The organism is Rhodococcus sp. ACT016, from assembly GCF_050477185.1.
Classification (GTDB): domain Bacteria; phylum Actinomycetota; class Actinomycetes; order Mycobacteriales; family Mycobacteriaceae; genus Prescottella.
This window is the reverse complement of sequence record NZ_JBEAET010000001.1, coordinates 5,614,577-5,633,613: the sequence shown is the minus strand read 5'-3', so window position 1 is coordinate 5,633,613 and position 19,037 is coordinate 5,614,577. Positions and strand designations below refer to the sequence as shown.

Below are 19,037 nucleotides of genomic sequence, written 5' to 3'. Positions count from 1 at the left end.
CGAAAGACTACCGGCGATAGCCGACAGTTGGCCGCAGGCGTCGCACCCGGCCCGCAGCACCCGCATCGGCGGCCGAGAGATTTCCGAAACACAGACGCAACACGCCTGCCCCGTCGCCGAAACTGCAGGACGCGATCGTCGTTTCTCGCGTGCGGTGACACCCCGCCGGTGAGGAGAAGTTCACATGCTCGAGACGATCGATCCCGCCACGACCGCGTGGCTGCTGATCAGTACCGCGCTGGTTCTGCTGATGACGCCCGGCCTCGCCCTGTTCTACGGCGGCATGGTCCGCTCCAAGGGCGTGCTCAACATGATCATGATGAGTTTCATCTCGATCGCGCTGGTCACGGTGGTGTGGCTGTTCGTCGGCTACAGCCTGGCCTTCGGCGACGACGTCGGCGGTGGGCTCATCGGCGGGCTCGAGCACTTCGGGATGGCCGGCATCACGCCCGACACCGCGCGTGGCGGCGTGCCCGAGTTCCTGTTCGCGACGTTCCAACTGGCGTTCGCGATCCTCACCGCCGCCTTGATCAGCGGCGCGATCGCCGACCGCGCCAAGTTCTCCTCGTGGATGGTCTTCGTGCCGGTGTGGGCGCTGCTGGTGTACGTGCCGGTGGCGCATTGGGTGTGGGGGCCCGACGGCTGGATCTCCAAGCTCGGGGTGCTCGACTACGCGGGCGGCCTGGTGGTCGAGATCGTCTCCGGCGCGTCGGCGCTGGCGCTCGCGGTGGTGCTCGGTCCGCGCATCGGGTTCCGCAGCGAGCCGATGCGCCCGCACAACCTGCCCATGGTGCTGCTCGGTGTCGGGCTGCTGTGGTTCGGCTGGTTCGGCTTCAACGCCGGCTCGGCGATGGCCGCCGACGGCACCGCGGCCGCGGTGTTCCTCAACACCCTCGTCGCCGGCTGCACCGGCCTGCTCGGCTGGCTGTTCGTCGAGCAGAAGCGCGACGGGCACCCCACCACGTTCGGTGCCGCGTCGGGCGTCGTCGCCGGCTTGGTCGCGATCACCCCGTCGTGCGGATGGGTCAGCATGGTCGGTGCCGCGATCGTCGGCGTCGCTGCCGGCGCCGTGTGCTCGTTCGCGGTGGGCTGGAAGTTCCGCTTCGGCTACGACGACGCCCTCGACGTGGTCGGCGTGCACCTGGTCGGCGGCGTCGTCGGCACCCTGCTGATCGGTCTGCTCGCCGCGCAGGTGATGACCGGTGGCGTCGAGGGACTGCTCTACGGCGGCGGGTTCGTCCAACTCGGAAAACAGGCGTTGGCGGTCGTCGTCGTCGGCCTCTACGCGTTCGGCATCACCTACGTCCTCGGCAAGCTCATCGACCGCTGGATCGGATTCCGCGTCACCGCAGAACAGGAGACGTCCGGCATCGACCTGGCGCTGCACGCCGAGTCCGCCTACGAGCACGCGGTCCTCGCCCACGGCGCCCCTTCCGGCCTGTTCTCCCGCGAGCACGAGCGGCCGCGGCCGGAGACGGAGACCGACGGGGTCTGACGTCAGGGTGCGACGATGCAGGCGGGTCCGATCGGCACACCGGGATTCACGGTGACGGTTTCGATCGGACCGCCTGCGGACGTCTGATATGCCATCAGGGAATGCTCACCGGCCGCTGTCGGGGTCCACAGAGCGAACGCATGACCGAGTACGACGGGCGTGACGTAATAGGGATCGACTGTGTGCCAGATCAGTTCCTGCGGGAACATCGTCGATGCCCTGTTGAAGTCGCCGATGGACACGCCGGATTCGGTCAGGTTCGTGGTCCTGGCCACGACCAGGTACGTGCAGCCGACCCCGTACGGCGTCGTCGGACCAGCGCTGAGTCCGGGGACGACGGTCACGTCGACGACGTCAGCCGACGCCGACGGAGCAGACCAGGTCACGACAGCTACACACCCAGCGGCCACGAGCGGAGCAATTCGGGCAATCCGTGAAAGTCTCATACCGATGGGTCGGTTATGCGATCCGGCCCGTTACAGACGCCCATTCCGTCAACTCGCCGCATCGTCATGGAACCGCATCCGGAACCGGTGCCGTATCGCGTTGCCCGTGAATTACATTCGCGTTGGAGTAGAGCTGCCGCACGAGACGTCCGCAGCGCGTCGTGATCACAAAAGGAGAGATGCACTGTGACGACGTTTCCCGCACTCACCCACATCGCCGTGACAGTGTCGGACATGGCGGCCAGCACCGACTGGTACACGCGACTGTTCGGCACGCCACCGGTTCTCGACGAGGACGAAGAATCCGGCGGATTCCACCATGCCGTCTACGTCCTCGGCGGCGGCACCATGTTCGGCCTGCACACCCACGTCGGCCACACGCCGGACACCGCGTTCGACGAACGACGGATCGGCCTTGACCACATCGCATTCGCCTGCACCGCAGAGGAACTCGAGTACTGGCGCGACCGCCTCGACGAACTCGGCATCGCGCACGGCGGAATCAAGACCGCGACCTATGGATCGGGGCTCTCGTTCCGCGACCCGGACAACATCGCGCTGGAGTTCTTCGCGCCGCCGGGCTGATATCGCGAGCGCCGAAGGCCCCCATTTCGCAACGAGGTGGGTGCCGTCCGCTCAGTCGCCGAAGTAGCTCGCTGCGTCCATCTCGGTCAGCAGTATCCGATCGATACTCCCCGACCGCGACGATCGGGGCGGGGCGGCACGCCTCTCCCGGAGGGTGACAGCCAACGCGGGCTCCTCGTCGATCCTTTGTGCCAGGCAATACAGGACGGCGAGGTGATGCACGCACGGGCGTCGGCGGCTGGTGCACCCGCAGGTTGCGGCGCTGTCGGCAATCTCGACGGCGACCGAGATGCCCTTGTGCTGCAGGTCCGCGACAATGGCGTCCGGGAACTCACCCGCCGCGATCCGGCGATCCTGGGCACCGACGCTGCTGAGGATCTTGCGCACGACCGTGACTTCCCCTCGCCGCCAGAGTGGTACGTCGATGGCGACCCGGAACGTCCTACCCCGCACGGTCACCTCGCCCCGGATCGCGCCGCCGCCGACCGAGGCGATCGTGACCGCTCCGCGCCCGGCCAGTGTACGAGCCTGGGGCAAAGCAGGATTCGGCGCCGACATGGCCGTCGACTCTATTGTTCGCAGCCAGGCGCGTCCCCAAGCGGTGACGCCGAATTTCGCCCCCATCACAGCGTTGCGATCGCATCGAGGTCGAGCAGTGCGCGCAGCTCGGCGTCGGGAAGGTCCGCGAACGCGGCCTCCGATCCGCCCGCGATCGACTCGGCAACCGCGCGTTTCGACTCGTGCATCGCTGCGATGTGATCCTCGATCGTGCCCTCGGTCACGAGGGTGTGCACGTTGACCGTCCGGCGTTGGCCTATCCGATGAGCCCGGTCGGTGGCCTGATCCTCCACTGCCGGGTTCCACCAGCGGTCGTAGTGCACGACGTGGCTGGCGCGGGTGAGGTTCAAACCGAAGCCCGCGGCACGCAGGCTCAGGATCAGGACCGGCGACGCGTCGGGGGCCGACTGGAATGCCTCGACGAGCTCGTCTCGTCGCGCCGCGCTGAGCCCGCCATGCAGAAACGGGACTGTACCCAGGCCCAGTTCCGCAGTCAGGTGCGACGACAGCAACTCCCCCATCGTGCGGTACTGAGTGAACACCAGCGCGCGGTCTCCGTCCTCGACAATCTCGGCGAGCATTTCCGTTGCGCGGTCGAACTTGCCGGACCTTCCCGACAACCCGTCCCCGTCTGGTTCCAGCTGCGCCGGATGGTTGCAGATCTGTTTGAGCGTCGTCAGCAGAGCCAGCACGTTGCCACGTCGGGTGATGCCGCTGCCGAGGCCGGACGAGAAGGCGGTTTCCACGGCGGCGCGGTAGAGCCGGGTCTGCTCGTCCGTCAGCGTGCACACGATCGTCGAGTACTGCTTCGGCGGAAGGTCCGTCGCAACCTCTGCCTTGGTGCGGCGCAACACGTACGGGCCGATCACGGCGGAAAGCCGCGCCGCAGCCGAGGCCGACCGCCCTGCCTCGATCGGGGTCGCGAACCGCTGCCGGAACCGGGCGCGGGTGCCGAGAACGCTGGGATTGGTGACGTGTAAGAGCGACCAGAGTTCCTCGAGGCGGTTTTCGACCGGGGTTCCGGTCATCGCGATTTTCAGCCTCGCCGGCAGCCGCGCGGCGGCCTTGGCCCCCAACGAGTTGGGGTTCTTGATCTGTTGCGCCTCGTCGAATACCACCGCGTCCCAGTGCATATCAGCGAGTGCGTGTGCGTCGGAACGCAGCACGCTGTAGCTGGTCAGGATCACACCGCCAACGTCGAGATCCGTTGGCAGAGACCGGTTCGCGCCGTGGTGGACTGTCACACGGAGATCGGGGGCGAACCGACCGAGTTCGCGGCGCCAGTTTCCGATGACAGAGGTCGGGCACACCACCAGGTGTGGTCCCTCGGACGCGCGGACAGCGAGCAGCGAGATCGCCTGCAGCGTCTTCCCCAGTCCCATCTCGTCAGCGAGCACGCCGCCACCCTCGCCGGCCAACGCCCTGAGCCAGGCCACCCCGAGAATCTGGTAGGGGCGCAGTGTCGCTCGGATGCCGGCGGCCCGAAGGTTCTCCGTGAGCGTGACCAGCGCGGCAAACCTGCGCAGCGCCGCTTCCGCAGTGTCGATGGAGACCTCGTCCCCGTCCAGCGCGGCGTGCGCAGCGGCGGGCATCGTCGCCGCGAGGCCGGCGAACTCGGCGGCGTTCTCCGGCAGCTGAGCCGCTCGCCGCCAGGACCACACCGATGCCCCGATGCTGCCGGTGTTCAGTTCGGGGTGCAGATCACGCAGCCCCGGAAGCACCGCGGCCAGTTCGACCGTCCGAGTCCGCACGGTTCGCGGCGCGATGGTGGTCGCATCGACCGGCACCGCGAGCCGGACGTCCGCGGGACTGCCCACCGGTATGCCGTGGGCGGTCAGGGCCGTCTCGATGTCGTCGACGCCCCACCACGCCAGGGAAGCCTGCGCAGGCAGGAAGGTGGCCTGCAGAAGTCCGGGATTCGGGTACGACTCGTCCATGCCCGCCGAGGGTAGTGGTGCACGTGTTTTCCGCGCCAATGAAATCGGCATCAAAACCGCAGTGCAGGTGTGGTTTTCCCGACATTGACGATGCGCCGGTTCGTCTGTCCTTCGTCCGTCGCGGATTAAGCCGTCGCGGGAGATTCGGCAGAGCCCACGTGGTGGGTGCTGTACAGGCAAGCGGAGCTATCCACCGAGGTCACAGTTCACGTGGATGAAGAGGATGTCCCCGATCCCATCGAGCGAGTCGGCGGAGTGGGCCTGCGAATGGGTAAGCCTGCCGACCTTCGCCCACATTCATCGGTCGGATCGTGACCATCCCGCGTTCGCAAGATTCGATCGGCCGGTGATGCTACCGCCGGCTCTGTATCCCGAGGTCGAGATCGCCCACCACCACTGTCACGGCCGGCACCCTCCCCGATGGACTCTCACTGGCCCCGGGCGGTGTCCCGACCGGGACCCACACCACCGCAAGACCATTCGAACTCACCATCACCGCCGTCAACGGTGTGGCACCGGATGCGGTCCTCGAGGTCTCCCGCACCGTCGCCGCCGAGACCACACCACCCACCACCCCGTCCGGATCGCTCGGATCGTTCGGGAGCCGATGCGGGCCCCGACCTGGATATCCTGACCCGCCAACAGCACCCTCGCACAGCCGGTGGCGCGCACCCCCTCCCGGGGTGCGCGCCACCGGCCTTCACCCCAACACCGCAAGAGGAAAGACCGACCTCGCCAGCCCCGCCCGAGATGCTGCTCGGTCGGCGGCGTTGCACGATCCGACGCACCCACCTCGGTCCAGTCGACCTTCACTGTCGGTCGACAGTGGGACGACAGTTGCGGGGGCTCGTGCAGCTGCATCAGCGGCAGCACACGCCGCGCCCGGAATCCGTCAAAGTAGCGCGGCGCGTCCCGCTCATCCCCATTGCATCTCGAATTGAGGTACAACGGGTGAGGGCTGGCACCGGCGTCAGGTGCTTGGCCCCTCGATATCCCGAGGACAGAGACGTCACCCTCGGCCCAGCGCTCTGCATTGAACGGGAGCCGAGGTCGGCGGCCGGTTCTTCGGACGAGCCGTACAGCGGAGTAGGGTGCCAGGAGAATTCTCACCCCTTGGCGATACTCACACCAGACTCGCGGCTTGGTGATCGAGTACACGAGTAAGCCGCGGCGCATACACGACGCCGGCGATGCCGACCGCCGAAACCCTCGTGCGGAGCGCAGGCGACCTGGAGGCTGCCACCCCATGCGATATCGACAAGTAAGGACCCACCGTGAACAGCAAACATGATTCCGTCGACGGACGACTCTTCTACGACCCGCGGGCTGAAGCCGAAGCCAAGGCCGATGACGGCGGGAACAGCGTTCCCATCCAAGAGCTCACCGGCCCCGCGACCACGTGTCCTCGGCCAGCGCCGAGAAGCAGCGAGGAGATACACGCCGCGCTCTTCAGTGCCCGGTAGTCTTCTGCGACAACGCTTGTGGTGCTCACTGCCGACTCGTCCGCACGGGCTGTGCAGCCGGGCGCGGGATCTCCCGCAGAATGTGTGGTTAACTCTGGTTGGTCGTAGTTTTTGTTCGCGTTTAGCCACGCTCGCAAATTCTTTGTTGCGGGCGGTTGGATCTCCTGCTCAGGAATCGCCGTCGTGTGATACTGACCCAGCCCTGCCCAATCTTCGGCAGAGCTGTAAAGCATGACAAGAGGAGATACACATGGCAGAGGGCACCGTGAAGTGGTTCAACTCCGAGAAGGGGTTCGGTTTCATCGCACCTTCGGACGGCTCCGCTGACGTCTTCGCGCACTACTCGGAGATTCAAAGCGGCGGGTTCCGCAACCTCGAAGAGAACCAGCGCGTGCGGTTCGAGATCGCTCAGGGCCCCAAGGGGCCCCAGGCGACCGGTATCACCGCCATCTGATCCACCCCCGCTGTTCCCCCTCGCGGGGATGTGAAGCACCGTCGGGCCCTGCCCCCATTCTGTGGGGCGGGGCCCGGCGTGTTTCTCATTGCCGGGAAAACTCGCCGACTCGCGGCGCCGCAGATCGCTCGGGCTGTAGCGGCGCCCAGCCAATACCCGGCGGCAGCCGCGCCTGGGACCACACCCTTCTGCTGAATTCCTTGCAACAATGCCGCCTTTCAGGGCTGGACGGCCTGGGGTTTCTCGCATCCGAGGTGCTCGTCCATCTCTGCCTCGAGCGCAGTTTCGAGGACATTCGCGGTCACCTCGGGCTGTTCGGGCCGAACGGTCTGCCTGCGCCGACAGCTACTGCGCCAACCCCTGGTGATCGATCTTCGACTGATCCATGGAATCGAGAGTTTCCGTGATGATCTTGTCTCCCCGCCCCGAATCGCAATGACATGCAGGGCAACGAAACTCGAATCATGTCTACGGGGCTGCGGCCACCGGTGCGTCAGCCGATCTGCTCGAACAGGGACACGATGATCCCTTCGGGCCCACGCACGTAGGCCATGCGCACACTGTTCTCGTACTCGCCGATGCCGCCGACGAGCCCGTACCCGTCCGCAGCCACCGCGTCGACGGCCGCCTGCAGATCGCCGACCTCGAAGGACACGTTGCGCAGCCCGAGCTCGTTGGCCATCGCCGTCGGCGATCCGGGCACGTGATCGGGCGTGACGAAGGCCGAGAGTTCCAGCCGGCACCCGCCGCCTGGCGGCCGCAGCATCACGATATTGCAGTGCGCGCCGGGGATGCCGCACACGGTCTCCACGAACTCGCCCTCCACGGACCCGGTGCCCTCCACCTCGAGACCGAGTCCGACGAAGAACGCCGTCGCCGCGTCGAGGTCCGCGACGGTGATGCCGACGTGGTCGAAACGTTGAACGTGTGCCATGGAATCCATCCTGCAATGCTGCCTTGGCGATTCGATGCTGGGACGGAGTCTGCGCTGGGGTCTCGGCGTGTCCACCCGGACGAGTCGACGCTACCGGCCGTTGCCCTCGATGAGCGCGATGTTCTCGGCGATCTCCGCAGCGTCGGGGAAAATTTCGAGGCGCTCCAGCGCGTAGTCCAACGGGCTGAGCTTCGTCTTCCCCGTAGTGACCGAGATCTGCCGGGCCGGGGCCTGGGCGAAGTCGACGCCGCGCGCAGGGCCTCGTTGAGGGACGCCTCGTCGATCCCTCGTCCGAGGAGCCAGTCGATGGCGTCACCGTTGTCGATGCCGGCCGCGTCGCCGAGCAGGTTCTGCTTGTCGAGAGCGGTCGCGTTCACGTCGACGCCGAGCGACAGCAGGTGTTCCGCGAAGTCGCGATCCCAGGAATGCAGGATCAGCAGGCTCAGCGCGCCGCGATTCTGCAGTCCCTTCCGGGTCGGCGACGAGCCCCGCTGGAGCAGATAGCGGGCCATGCCGAGCTCGCCCGCCTCGATGCAGGCAAGCATCGGGTTGTTGCGGACGAAGTTGCCTGCCTCCAGATCCGTGCCGGCAGCGATCAGCAGATCAACCGCATCAGCATTACCGCACAGCGCGGCCGCGTGCAGCGGTGTTCCGTGCTCCTGCGTGGACTTCTTCAGCTGGGCGGCAGTCGCGCCCACGACGCGTTCCTGCACCAGATCCGTGTCGTTCGCAACACACGCGTACAGCAGCGACCCGTCGTCGTTCACGCAGGCGTCCCTACTTCCCCTTGGCCGCCTTCGCCGCGGCCTTGGCGGCCTGCTTGAACTCGCGCACCTCGAGGAGCGTCTGCCGGTCGACGACGTCGGCGATCGACCGGCGGGAGCCGTCGTCGCCGTAGGATCCGGCCGCCTCACGCCAGCCCGTCGGCTGCACGCCGATCTGTTTGCCCAGCAGGGCCAGGAAGATCCGGGCCTTCTGGTCGCCGTAGCCGGGCAGCGCCTTGAGGCGCTTGAGCACTTCCTTGCCGTCCGGGTCGCCCGACGTCCAGATCGCGGCGGTGTCGCCGTCGTGGTGCTCCACGATGAACGCGCACAGCGACTGGATGCGCTCGCCCATCGACTTCGGGAACCGGTGCACCGCCGGCGGCAGCGCGCACACCGCGATGAAGTCGTCCGGGTTCATCTCCGCGATCTTGTGCACGTCCAGGCCGCCGAGCCGGTCATCGAGCTTCTTCGGGCCGGCGAAGGCCGTCTCCATCGGCACCTGCTGGTCGAGGAGCATGCCGATCAGCAGCGCGAGCGGGTTGGACGCGAGCAGCGCGTCCGCCTCGGGGTCACCGACGAGGTTCAGCGTGAGTGCCATGCCCCGATCCTGCCATCGAATTGCACGACGCAGGCACCATCCGCGGCCTACCGGCCCGAAGGGCGACGCCAGAGGACCATGCCGACGACGACACCGGCGGTGATGGCGATCGTTGCCGCCAGGGCCTCGAGCCAGTGCCCGAACATCGTCGGCTGGTCCACCGCGGGCACCGCCGCCAGCGCGGCGAACACCGCGACCACCGCGATGACGCCCGCGGCGACCGACCACGCCTGGGCGATCCGGGAATGCCGGTTCCCGCGCCGCTCGGCGCTGCGCAGCAGCGCCCGCTCGATAACCCGGGTCGCCTCCCCCAGTTCGGCGTCGAGCGCCGTCATCTCCGCCGACAACCGTCGCACCAGCACCGTCCGCAGCTGCGCGGGAGACATCCGCGGCAGCGACACACCGTCGTGCCGCGCCTCGGTGACCAACAGGACCCGCTCCATGCGTCGCGCCTGCACGGCGGCGACGTCGTCGAGCGCCGCGAGCAGGCGCGTGTCCTCGAGGGCGTCGTGGTCACGCAGATGGTCGAGCACCAACCGGTAGTCCGCCGAGTGCCGCCCCCGGACCGCGACCCACGGCACGAGGGCACGGATCATCTCGCCCACCCCGAACACGTCGTGGTCGTGGTCCGCGGCGGTCGCGTCCAGGTCGAACAGGATCGCCCCGGCGTCCTCGCGGACGGCGATGGCCGCACCGGCCCGCACGGGCCGTTCGACCAGGGCGATGCGCTCCCAACTCCATCCCGCGGCGTCCGTCCCGCCCGCGTCCACCCGCTGCCGGACGCGTCCGCCGCCGTCGCTGCTCACCTGGACGGCGAGCCCCGCGGACGCCCGTTCGTGCCGGGAACCGGCGACGAGTTCGGACAGTCGGACGTCCGGCAGCGAGGTGTCGACGTCGGGGAACACGTCGCACAGACGGGCGTCGGCGCTCAGCCCGAACGGCGCGAGCAGCCGGTCGAACGTCTCGTCGATCCGGCTCGCCCGCCAGTCGACGAGTTCCTCGATCGGATCGGCGGTCCATGCCTCGCACGCGAGCACCGCCCCGTGGCCGGGGACCGCCCACAGCGACAGGCAATTACCCGGACGGCCGACATGTATTGGTGCGGAATCTCTTCCGAGTACGAGCTCGCCCCGCGTGAACTCGTGCGACTGCCGTGCCGCCGTGAGGTGCACCGCCAACGGCACAGGCGCCGGATCGGGGCTCGACGCGGGCAGGAACGGCGCGAACTCCGACCTCGAGCCGGACGGCGGTTCCGATCCGTCACCCGAATCACCCGGTGCGCCCGGGATGTTCAGGGCCAGAAGGAAGACGTCGAGGATCCCTGCTCGACGCGTCGGCACCGCAGACGATCGACGCCCGTCGACAACGGCCGGGGTGGCCATGGCACTCACCACTTTCGAACCCGCCGCGTCCGGCGCGGCGACCCTGCCGGGAGTATGGCAGCTTTCCGCGCAAACGGGAACGACGCCGCGTACTGCCGCCGATCGCGCCGGACTCCGGCCGGGGTCAGGCGGCGGCGCGGCCCAGCAGCGCCGCCGCCCCCTCCACCAGGAGGTCCCGCCAGTGGATGTAGTCGTGGCCGCCGCAGAACTCGCGGTAGTCGACGTCGAACCCCTTGTCCCGGAGAAGGTCCCGCACCTCGCGGTTCTCCTCGATCAGCCGCGGCTCGAGAAGCCCGGCCGCCATCCAGAAGCGGGACGTGCCGACATCCAGGTCGGCGAGTTGCGCCTGCACCGAGTATCCCGCCATGTCGGGCCGCGGCCACCAGAACGATCCCGACAGGCTGACCGCCCCACCGAAGTAATCGGGCGCCTGCAGCGCGGCGAACGTGGCCGCAAGTCCGCCGTAGCTCGAGCCGCCGACGAACACCGACGCCGGATCATCCGTCGCGCACCATGTTTCACGCAGGTACGGCAGTAGATCGCCGGTCAGCGCCGCCAGGAAGTCTGCACTGCACGGCAGTTCCCTCGACCGCAACCCCGGGTCGATGCTGTCGATCATCACCACCAGCGGCACCCGGTATCCGCGCTCACCGAGGCGATCCAGGGCGGGTGCGACGGGAACCTCGACGGCCGAGACGCGACCGTCGAACACGACCAGCACCGGACGGTCCGCGGCGGCGATGCCCGGCGGCTCGTAGAGCCAGATGCTGCGGCGCACCCCGGCGAGTACCCGCAGCTCCTCCGTCAGGACGCCTCGCGCCGGCGCGCCGGACACCCACCACCGTTGCGCGGGCGCACCGGGCATCACCGCCTCCGAGCGCACCGGCAACCCCATCGACGAGACGGGCGGGAGGCGGTTCTCGTCGTCCGTCACGAGGCCCGCGACGACACCGCGCCACCACTCCCATTCGGTCTGCCCCGCGCCGGGGTGGGTGATCGGGTCCACCCGCGGCAGGAAGCCGTAGCCGCCGCGCCACCGATCCGGCACCTCGACCGACAGCGTCCACACATCACTGCCCGGAACCTGCCGCAGCGCGCTGCCGGCCAGGTCCCGGCGATCGGTGATGCCGTTGGCCTCGAGATGGACATGGCGGACCGGCGATCCCGCCGGCGCGCGCCAGACGAAGGTCGCGGTCACGTACCCCGGCGGGCCCGGGTCGATCAACGGCCCGCCTTCCGTTCGCAGGCGTCGCTCCAGGTCGGCGGCGGACGTGACGTTCGACATAGGTACCCCTTACTTAGGTGATGCTTGCCTAATAGTAGGGTCGTGCCACCCACCCCTCAGGAGGAACCCCCGTGTCACCCACGACGCTTCGCCGACGCTCCGTCGGCACCCGGATCGCGGTCGCCGTCGGCGCCCTCGCGATCGGCCTGACCACCGCCGCCTGCTCGTCGTCCGACGAGGCGGGCGCGGACGTCGCGACCACCTCCACCCAGTCCGGCGGATGGCCGCGAACCGTCGAGACCGCCAGGGGCCCAGTCACTCTCGACGCCCAGCCGCAGCGGATCGTGTCCACGAGCGTCACGCTCACCGGGTCGCTGCTGTCGATCGACGCGCCGCTGATCGGCACCGGGGCACAGCCCAAGAGCACCGTCACCAACGACCAAGGCCTGTTCACGCAGTGGGCCGACATCGCCGCCGACCGCGACGTCGAGGTGCTCTATCAGGGCCCGCCGAACGTCGAGAAGATCACCGCCGCCGCACCGGATCTCATCGTCGTCTCGACGAGCGGCGCCGACTCGGCTGCCCAGCAGGTCGAGACCCTGTCGAAGATCGCCCCGACGCTGCTGTTCGACTACTCCGACAAGTCGTGGCAGGAGCTGACCACCCAACTGGCCGCCGCCGTCGGCAAGGAGGACCGGGCGAAGGAACTGCTCGCCGAGTTCGACGCCAAGGTGGACCGCGCGAAGAGCACCATCGCGCCGGCACTGCAGGACGGTGCCGCCCCGGTGAACATCCTCACCTACAACTCGCCGGAGGATTCGAAGATCTTCACCGCCGAATCGGCGCAGGGGCGCCTCGCGACGCGACTGGGCCTGACGATCGCCGACCTACCCGCCGAGATCGCGGGCGAAGGTGCGGCGGCCGGGCGGTCCGACATCGTCGGGGTGAACATGGAGAACCTGCCGCGCGCACTGACCGGTGCGACGACGTTCATCATCAACGCACAGCAGCCGGGCGCCGACAAGCTGAAGGCCGACCCGACCCTCGCCGCCGTCCCGTCGGTGCAGCGCGGCGCCGTCTACCCACTCGACTACGACAGCTTCCGCCTCGACTACTACAGCGCGAACAACGTGGTCGACCGCATCGTGGCCGCACTCTCCTGAACTCGCGTGGAAACACAAGTGGCCGGGCACCTTTCGGTGCCCGGCCACTTGTGGCGTTCGGGGGATCAGCCCCTGGTGAGGGCGTGCTCGGCGGCCGCGAGCAGGACGCAGGTCGCGACGCCGTCCATCGCCGTGGCAAGCTCGTCCATCGACGGGAAGCTCGGAGCGAGGCGGATGTTCTTGTCCTCGGGATCCTGCTTGTACGGGAACGCCGAACCGGCCGCGGTGAGCGCGATGCCGGCGTCCTTCGCGAGCTGGATGACCCGCTTGGCAGTGCCGTCGACGACGTCGAGGCTGATGAAGTAACCGCCCTTGGGCTCGGTCCAGGACGCGACCTTCGACGCGCCCAGCCGGTCCTCGAGAATCTCGAGAACCTTCGAGAACTTCGGCGCCAGGATCTCGCGGTGCTTGTCCATGTGCGCGCGGACGCCGTCGGCGTCCTTGAAGAAGCGCAGGTGGCGCAGCTGGTTGACCTTGTCCGGGCCGATCGTCTTCTTGCCCAGGTGCTGCTGGTACCAGGCCAAGTTCTGCTCGGAGCCACCGAAGAAGCTCACGCCCGAACCGGCGAAGGTGATCTTGGACGTCGACGCGAACACCAGCGGACGGTTCGCGTTGCCGGCCTCGGCGGCCATGCCGAGGATGTCGAGCGCCGGGGCGCACTCCTCGACCAGCGGATGCACCGCGTACGCGTTGTCCCAGTAGAGACGGAAATCGGGGGCCGCGGCCGGCATCGACGCCAGCGCACGCGCCACGTCCTCGGAGTACACCGCGCCGGTCGGGTTGGAGTACGTCGGAACGCACCACATGCCCTTGATCTGCGGATCGGAGGCGACCAGTTCGGTGACCTTCGCCAGGTCCGGGCCGTCGTCGCGCATCGGAATCGCGATCATCTCGATGCCGAACGACTCGGTGATCGCGAAGTGGCGGTCGTAGCCCGGCGCGGGGCACAGGAACTTCACGACCGATTCCTGCGACCACGGCCGCGGCGAATCCGGGGTGCCGTGCAGCAGCGAGAACACGATGGTGTCGTGCATGATCTCGAGGCTCGCGTTGTTGCCGGCCAGCAAGTTCGCCGTCGGGATGCCCAGCAGTTCACCGAAGATCGCACGCAGCTCCGGCAGGCCCGTCAGCCCGCCGTAATTGCGGCAGTCGGTGCCGTCGCCGTCACGGAAATCATCGCCGCCCGGAAGGGAGAGCAGGCCGTTCGACAGGTCCAGCTGTTCCGGTGCCGGCTTGCCACGCGTGAGATCGAGCTTCAGCTTCTCCGCCTTGAGCTGCTCGTACTTCGCATTCTGACGCTCGAGTTCGGAGCGAAGCTCTTCGTGACTCATCAACCCGATTTGGGTTTGAACAGGCATGCGGGCAGCCTTTCACCGACGCGACCGGTCGGGGACGGTAAGAGATAGGGGACCCCGCGCACCCGGCAGAGCCCGTTGACCCTTGCTGCCTTCCGGCCCTGGGGGAGTTCACAGGATGCGCGCCGCGCGGGATCCGCCTACGAGTGTAACCGGACGATCGGGAATCGCAGTGATCCACCCCCTCCCGGGGACCCCGTTTGGCATTCCCACCCCTCCAGCAGGTAGGCTCCCCCACGGAGGATTCGCCTAGTGGCCTATGGCGCTCGCCTGGAACGCGGGTTGGGTTAACGCCCTCAGGGGTTCAAATCCCCTATCCTCCGCCACGGGAAGCCCCCGACGTGCGATTACCTCGCCCGTCGGGGGCTTTTTCGTTTCGACCGGCGGCCTCGCCCCCACCGTCCCGGTCCGGCACTGTTCGACCAGGTGGGACGCATCGGGCCACGGGTCCCGACGTTAAGTACTGCCCGCTGAACCACCCGCCGCCGAGGTGTAACTTGCTTAGGCAAACCTCATCGGGGCCGCCGATGAGAGCGATGAGAGGTTCGAGATGGCAGCACGGTGGAAGAAGATCCTCGGCGCGGCATTCGCGGCGACGACGCTGATCGGCGTCGCGGCATGCTCCAACGACAACGGTTCCGACAACTCCGGGACTGCCGGTGAGATCACCGTCTACAACGCGCAGCACGAATCGCTGACCCAGGAGTGGGTCGACGGGTTCACCGCGGAGACCGGCATCAAGGTCACCCTGCGCAACGGCTCGGACACCGAACTCGCGAACCAGATCGTCGCCGAGGGCTCCGCCTCGCCCGCGGACGTGTTCCTCACCGAGAACTCGCCGGCAATGGCGCTGGTCGAGAACGCCGGGCAGTTCACCGACGTCGACCCCGCCACCGTGGACCAGGTTCCCGCCCAGTTCCGCCCGTCGACCGGCAAGTGGACCGGCATCGCGGCGCGGTCGACGGTGTTCGTCTACAACAAGGACAAGCTCACCGCGGACCAGCTGCCCAAGTCCCTGCTGGACCTGCAGAACCCCGAGTGGAAGGGCCGCTGGGGCGCGTCGCCGTCCGGCGCCGACTTCCAGGCGATCGTCAGCGCGCTGCTCGAGCAGAAGGGCGAGGACGCCACCAAGCAGTGGCTCGCCGGGATGAAGACGAACTCGGTCGCCTACAAGGGCAACGGCACCGTGATGAAGGCCGTCAACGCCGGTGAGATCGACGGCGGCGTCATCTACCACTACTACTGGTTCGGCGATCAGGCCAAGACCGGCGAGAACAGCAAGAACACCGAGCTGCACTACTTCAAGAACGAGGATCCGGGCGCATTCGTGAGCATTTCCGGTGGCGGCGTTCTGAAGTCGAGCAAGAACCAGGCGGCCGCGCAGGCGTTCCTGAAGTACATCACCGGCAAGTCGGGCCAGGAGATCCTGCAGACCGGCACGTCGTTCGAGTACCCGGTCGGCAGCGATGTCGCCGCCAACCCCCAGCTGGTGCCCCTCGCCGACCTGCAGTCGCCCGACATCGACCCGTCGAAGCTCAACAGCCAGAAGGTCACTCAGCTGATGACGGATGCTGGACTTCTCTGAGCGCACCGGGGGGCGGACCAAGGCCCGCCCCCCGCTGGTTCTCCTCCTGATCGTGGCGGCACTCGTCGCCGTCACGCTGATCCCCCTCGGATACGTCGTCACCACGACGATCTCGACCGGTTGGGAGACGGCCTCGGCCTTGATCTTCCGCCCGCGAGTCGGCGAGCTGATGGTCAACACCGTGTCCCTGGTGGTCGTCACCATCCCGATCTGCGCGACCCTGGGCGTCGGCGCGGCATGGCTGGTCGAACGCACGACGGTCGTCGGGTTCCGTTGGTGGGGGCCGGTTCTCGCCGCCCCGCTCGCCGTCCCGGCGTTCGTCAACAGCTACGCGTGGGTGACCGTCATCCCCTCGCTGCACGGCCTGTGGTCCGGCGTCCTGGTCGCGACGCTCTCCTACTTCCCGCTGGTCGCGCTGCCCGTCGCGGCGGCCCTGCGGCGCCTCGACCCCGCCGTCGAAGAGTCCGCCCGCGCACTCGGATCCGGCCCCTGGGCCGTCTTCTTCCGGGTCGTCGTACCCCAGCTGCGGCTGCCGATCCTCGGCGGCAGCCTGCTGATCGGCCTGCACCTGCTCGCCGAGTACGGCGCCTTCGCGATGCTGCGGTTCGACACCTTCACCACCGCGATCCTCGAGCAGTTCCAGTCCACGTTCAACGGCACCGCCGGCAGCATGCTGGCGAGCGTGCTGGTCGTGTGCTGCCTGGTCCTGCTCATCACCGAATCCGCAGCGCGCGGATCCGCCCGCTACGCCCGCATCGGCTCGGGTGCTCCCCGCCACGCGCCCCGCGTGCGGCTGCGGCGCAGTGCCGTCCCGGCGCTGTTGTCCCTGACCGCGCTCACCGTGCTGGCGCTCGGTGTGCCCGTCTGGACGATCGTGCGGTGGCTGCGGATCGGCGGCGCCGAGGTGTGGAAGTCGCCCCAGATGTGGCCGGCGCTGTCGCAGACCCTGACGTTCGGCATCGCCGGCGCCCTCGCGGCGACGGCACTCGCCTTTCCGGTCGCATGGCTCGCGGTCCGGTGGCCCGGAGCGATCAGCAAGATCGTGGAGGGCACCAACTACGTCACCAGTTCGCTGCCCGGCATCGTCACCGCGCTGGCGCTGATCACGGTCACGATCCGCTACGCGCATCCGCTGTATCAGACGACGACGATGGTGATCGTGGCCTACGTCCTGATGTTCCTGCCGCGCGCGCTGGTGTCGCTGCGCTCGGGCCTGGCACAGGTCCCGGTCGGGCTGGAGGAGGCCTCGGCCGCGCTCGGCCACCGACCCGCGGCGACGTTCTGGAAGGTGACGCTGCGGCTGACCGCGCCGTCGGCCGCCGTCGGCGCCGCACTGGTGTTCATGGCAATCGCGACGGAACTGACCGCGACCCTGCTGCTCGCCCCCAACGGCACTCGAACGTTGTCCACCCGTTTCTGGTCGCTCACCAGTGAGCTCGACTATGCGGCGGCGGCGCCCTACGCACTGTTGATGATCGTGCTGTCGTTGCCGATGACCTATCTGTTGTTCAGTCAATCCCGGAAGGCGGCCGGCGCGTGAGCGAGATCGCGATCGACAAGGTGTCCAAGTCGTTCGGGCCGTCGGACGTGTTGCGCGGGGTCGGCCTCGAAGTGGACCGCGGGTCCATCACCGCGGTGGTCGGGTCGTCGGGCTGCGGCAAGACCACGCTGCTGCGGATCATCGCGGGATTCGAGCGCCCCGACGCGGGAAGCGTGTCGATCGGCGGCACCGTCGTCGCCGGGGCCGGAAACATGGTGCCGCCGCACCGTCGTCGCGTCGGATACGTCGCGCAGGACGGCGCCCTGTTCCCGCACCTGACCGTCGCCGGCAACATCGCATACGGGCTCCCCGGGCCGCGGTGGCGCAGCCGCAAGGCGTCCGAGCGCCGGGTGACCGAGCTGCTGGAGATGGTCTCGCTCGACACCTCGTACGGTCGACGACGCCCCCATGAACTGTCCGGTGGCCAGCAACAGCGGGTGGCGCTCGCGCGAGCGCTCGCCCACGATCCCGCGGTGATGCTGCTCGACGAGCCGTTCAGCGCCCTCGATGCGGGCCTGCGGGTGACGACGCGCAAGTCGGTCGCGCAGACCCTGACCGCGGCCGGCGTGACGACCCTGCTGGTCACCCACGACCAGGAGGAGGCGTTGACGTTCGCCGGACAGGTCGCGGTGATGCGTGCCGGTCAGTTCACCCAGGTGGGCACCCCGGAGCAGCTGTACCACTCCCCCTCCGACGACTTCACCGCACGCTTCCTCGGCGAGTGCGTGCTGCTGCCCGCCGACGTCGAGGACGGGGTCGCATCGTGCGCGCTGGGACGAATCCCGATCCGCAACAAAGATTTCCGCGGGTCGGGCCGACTGATGCTCCGCCCCGAGCAGATCGTCGCGACGGCGGTGACCGAGGGCGGCACCGGCACGGTGACCCGGACCGAGTTCCTGGGCGCCCCCGCGATGCTCGACATCACCCTCGACGGCGGCGCCGAGATCCGGGTGCGGCAGGCCAGCACCCAGACGCCGCAGGTCGGCACCCGGGTGACCCTCGAGGTGCTCAGCGAAGCCGAGGTGTTCCCACCCGTCGCGTGACGCGGTCGCTCACCCGCCCGGCGTGTTCGTGATCTTCTCCCCTGCCGGGTTGAGCGCCCACCACAGGCTGTCCATGCCCTGGCCGGCGACCGAGCCGGGCCGCTGGTCGCCCGCGAACAAGTACACCGGCATGCCGTTCACCGTGACCTGGTGGCCGCCCAGTGGGCCAGGGATGGTGCCGATCGCCCCGCCGATTCCATCCACCCCCGGTTGCGTGGATCGGCTCGTGACCGGCGGCCACATCTGGAGACAGGTGGAATCGCACGCGCTGGCGTTGGCGCCGGGCTGGTCTCGGTCGTAGGCGTACACGGTCATGCCGTCCACGTCGACGACCACATCGCCGATGTTCGTCAGGGCCGTCGACAGCACCGGGCCGGCCGCCGGCACCGTGGACGGCATCAACGTCGTCAACGGGGTGGGACCGGAATCGTCCGTGTCGGAGCAGCCGACCAACACCGCGCCCGCCGCGAGCGCGGTGAGCGGAATCGCCAGAGTTCGCCTCATGCCCGG

At 68.3% G+C, this 19,037-nt stretch carries 16 protein-coding genes, 1 tRNA gene, 1 other RNA gene and 1 pseudogene; 8 read left to right on the top strand and 11 right to left on the bottom strand.

Translation table 11 applies throughout. From position 1 onward, the window contains the following. Positions 1–184: 184 nt before the first annotated feature. Positions 185–1,495: an ammonium transporter gene (locus ACQ5DX_RS25810; protein ID WP_430335306.1), complete on the top strand. Its 1,311-nt coding sequence runs from the start codon at positions 185–187 to the stop codon at positions 1,493–1,495. 2 nt (positions 1,496–1,497) lie between these two features. Here ACQ5DX_RS25810 and ACQ5DX_RS25805 read toward each other — a convergent pair whose 3' ends face one another. Next, entirely contained in the window at positions 1,498–1,881 is a 384-nt protein-coding gene (locus tag ACQ5DX_RS25805) for a hypothetical protein (protein ID WP_430335305.1), read from the bottom strand. A gap of 246 nt (positions 1,882–2,127) precedes the next feature. Here ACQ5DX_RS25805 and ACQ5DX_RS25800 point away from each other — a divergent pair, with 246 nt between their 5' ends. Next, positions 2,128–2,526: a VOC family protein gene (locus ACQ5DX_RS25800; RefSeq protein ID WP_430335304.1), complete on the top strand. Its 399-nt coding sequence runs from the start codon at positions 2,128–2,130 to the stop codon at positions 2,524–2,526. A gap of 51 nt (positions 2,527–2,577) precedes the next feature. On the opposite strand, the gene ACQ5DX_RS25795 is transcribed toward ACQ5DX_RS25800, so the two are convergent. Together ACQ5DX_RS25795 and ACQ5DX_RS25790 are read right to left on the bottom strand one after the other, a co-directional pair. Next, positions 2,578–3,063 carry a hypothetical protein gene (locus ACQ5DX_RS25795; RefSeq protein ID WP_430335303.1) on the bottom strand — a complete coding sequence of 162 codons (486 nt, stop codon included), beginning with the start codon at positions 3,061–3,063 and terminating at the stop codon, positions 2,578–2,580. A gap of 86 nt (positions 3,064–3,149) precedes the next feature. Further along, a complete protein-coding gene (locus ACQ5DX_RS25790) occupies positions 3,150–5,021 on the bottom strand; it encodes a DEAD/DEAH box helicase (RefSeq protein WP_430335302.1) in 1,872 nt (623 codons plus the stop codon). 1,713 nt (positions 5,022–6,734) lie between these two features. On the opposite strand from ACQ5DX_RS25790, the gene ACQ5DX_RS25785 reads away from it, so the two are divergent. Further along, entirely contained in the window at positions 6,735–6,938 is a 204-nt protein-coding gene (locus ACQ5DX_RS25785; RefSeq protein WP_430335301.1) for a cold-shock protein, read from the top strand. Positions 6,939–7,431: 493 nt separating this feature from the next. Here ACQ5DX_RS25785 and ACQ5DX_RS25780 read toward each other — a convergent pair whose 3' ends face one another. The 5 genes and pseudogenes from ACQ5DX_RS25780 to fes all read right to left on the bottom strand — a co-directional run bounded on the left by ACQ5DX_RS25780 (position 7,432) and on the right by fes (position 11,901). Continuing rightward, complete coding sequence (locus tag ACQ5DX_RS25780; RefSeq protein WP_430335300.1) at positions 7,432–7,872, bottom strand: VOC family protein; 441 nt, start codon at positions 7,870–7,872, stop codon at positions 7,432–7,434. 479 nt (positions 7,873–8,351) lie between these two features. After that, positions 8,352–8,639 (bottom strand): annotated as a pseudogene (locus tag ACQ5DX_RS25775) (ankyrin repeat domain-containing protein); the annotation flags it as partial. A 10-nt stretch (positions 8,640–8,649) separates the two neighbouring features. Continuing rightward, on the bottom strand, positions 8,650–9,234 hold the full coding sequence (locus tag ACQ5DX_RS25770; RefSeq protein WP_430335299.1) for an HhH-GPD-type base excision DNA repair protein: 585 nt from the start codon (positions 9,232–9,234) through the stop codon (positions 8,650–8,652). 47 nt (positions 9,235–9,281) lie between these two features. After that, positions 9,282–10,616, bottom strand: coding sequence for a hypothetical protein (locus ACQ5DX_RS25765; RefSeq protein ID WP_430335298.1), 1,335 nt, complete (start codon positions 10,614–10,616; stop codon positions 9,282–9,284). A gap of 124 nt (positions 10,617–10,740) precedes the next feature. Beyond that, positions 10,741–11,901, bottom strand: coding sequence for an enterochelin esterase (gene fes / locus ACQ5DX_RS25760; protein ID WP_430335297.1), 1,161 nt, complete (start codon positions 11,899–11,901; stop codon positions 10,741–10,743). 71 nt (positions 11,902–11,972) lie between these two features. Between fes and fepB the strand changes: the two genes are divergently transcribed. Then, positions 11,973–13,004, top strand: a complete 1,032-nt coding sequence (gene fepB, locus ACQ5DX_RS25755) for a Fe2+-enterobactin ABC transporter substrate-binding protein (RefSeq protein ID WP_430335296.1) — start codon at positions 11,973–11,975, stop codon at positions 13,002–13,004. Positions 13,005–13,069: 65 nt separating this feature from the next. Here fepB and ACQ5DX_RS25750 read toward each other — a convergent pair whose 3' ends face one another. Next, a complete protein-coding gene (locus ACQ5DX_RS25750; RefSeq protein WP_430335295.1) occupies positions 13,070–14,362 on the bottom strand; it encodes an aminotransferase in 1,293 nt (430 codons plus the stop codon). Positions 14,363–14,405: 43 nt separating this feature from the next. Then, an RNA gene (gene ffs, locus ACQ5DX_RS25745) (signal recognition particle sRNA small type) lies at positions 14,406–14,500 on the bottom strand. A gap of 97 nt (positions 14,501–14,597) precedes the next feature. Between ffs and ACQ5DX_RS25740 the strand changes: the two genes are divergently transcribed. The 4 genes from ACQ5DX_RS25740 to ACQ5DX_RS25725 all read left to right on the top strand — a co-directional run bounded on the left by ACQ5DX_RS25740 (position 14,598) and on the right by ACQ5DX_RS25725 (position 18,527). Further along, a tRNA-Ser gene (locus ACQ5DX_RS25740) sits at positions 14,598–14,685 on the top strand. Between the two features lie 224 nt (positions 14,686–14,909). Further along, positions 14,910–15,944, top strand: coding sequence for an iron ABC transporter substrate-binding protein (locus tag ACQ5DX_RS25735; protein ID WP_430335294.1), 1,035 nt, complete (start codon positions 14,910–14,912; stop codon positions 15,942–15,944). Then, positions 15,928–17,484: an ABC transporter permease gene (locus ACQ5DX_RS25730; protein ID WP_430335293.1), complete on the top strand. Its 1,557-nt coding sequence runs from the start codon at positions 15,928–15,930 to the stop codon at positions 17,482–17,484. The genes ACQ5DX_RS25735 and ACQ5DX_RS25730 overlap by 17 nt, the downstream gene beginning before the upstream one ends. Beyond that, entirely contained in the window at positions 17,481–18,527 is a 1,047-nt protein-coding gene (locus ACQ5DX_RS25725; RefSeq protein ID WP_430335292.1) for an ABC transporter ATP-binding protein, read from the top strand. Before ACQ5DX_RS25730 ends, ACQ5DX_RS25725 begins: the two co-directional genes overlap by 4 nt. A gap of 9 nt (positions 18,528–18,536) precedes the next feature. Here the strand turns inward: ACQ5DX_RS25725 and ACQ5DX_RS25720 are convergent, their stop codons facing one another. Then, positions 18,537–19,031 (bottom strand): COG4315 family predicted lipoprotein, encoded by a 495-nt coding sequence (locus ACQ5DX_RS25720; protein WP_430335291.1) that lies wholly within the window; start codon positions 19,029–19,031, stop codon positions 18,537–18,539. Positions 19,032–19,037: the final 6 nt, after the last annotated feature.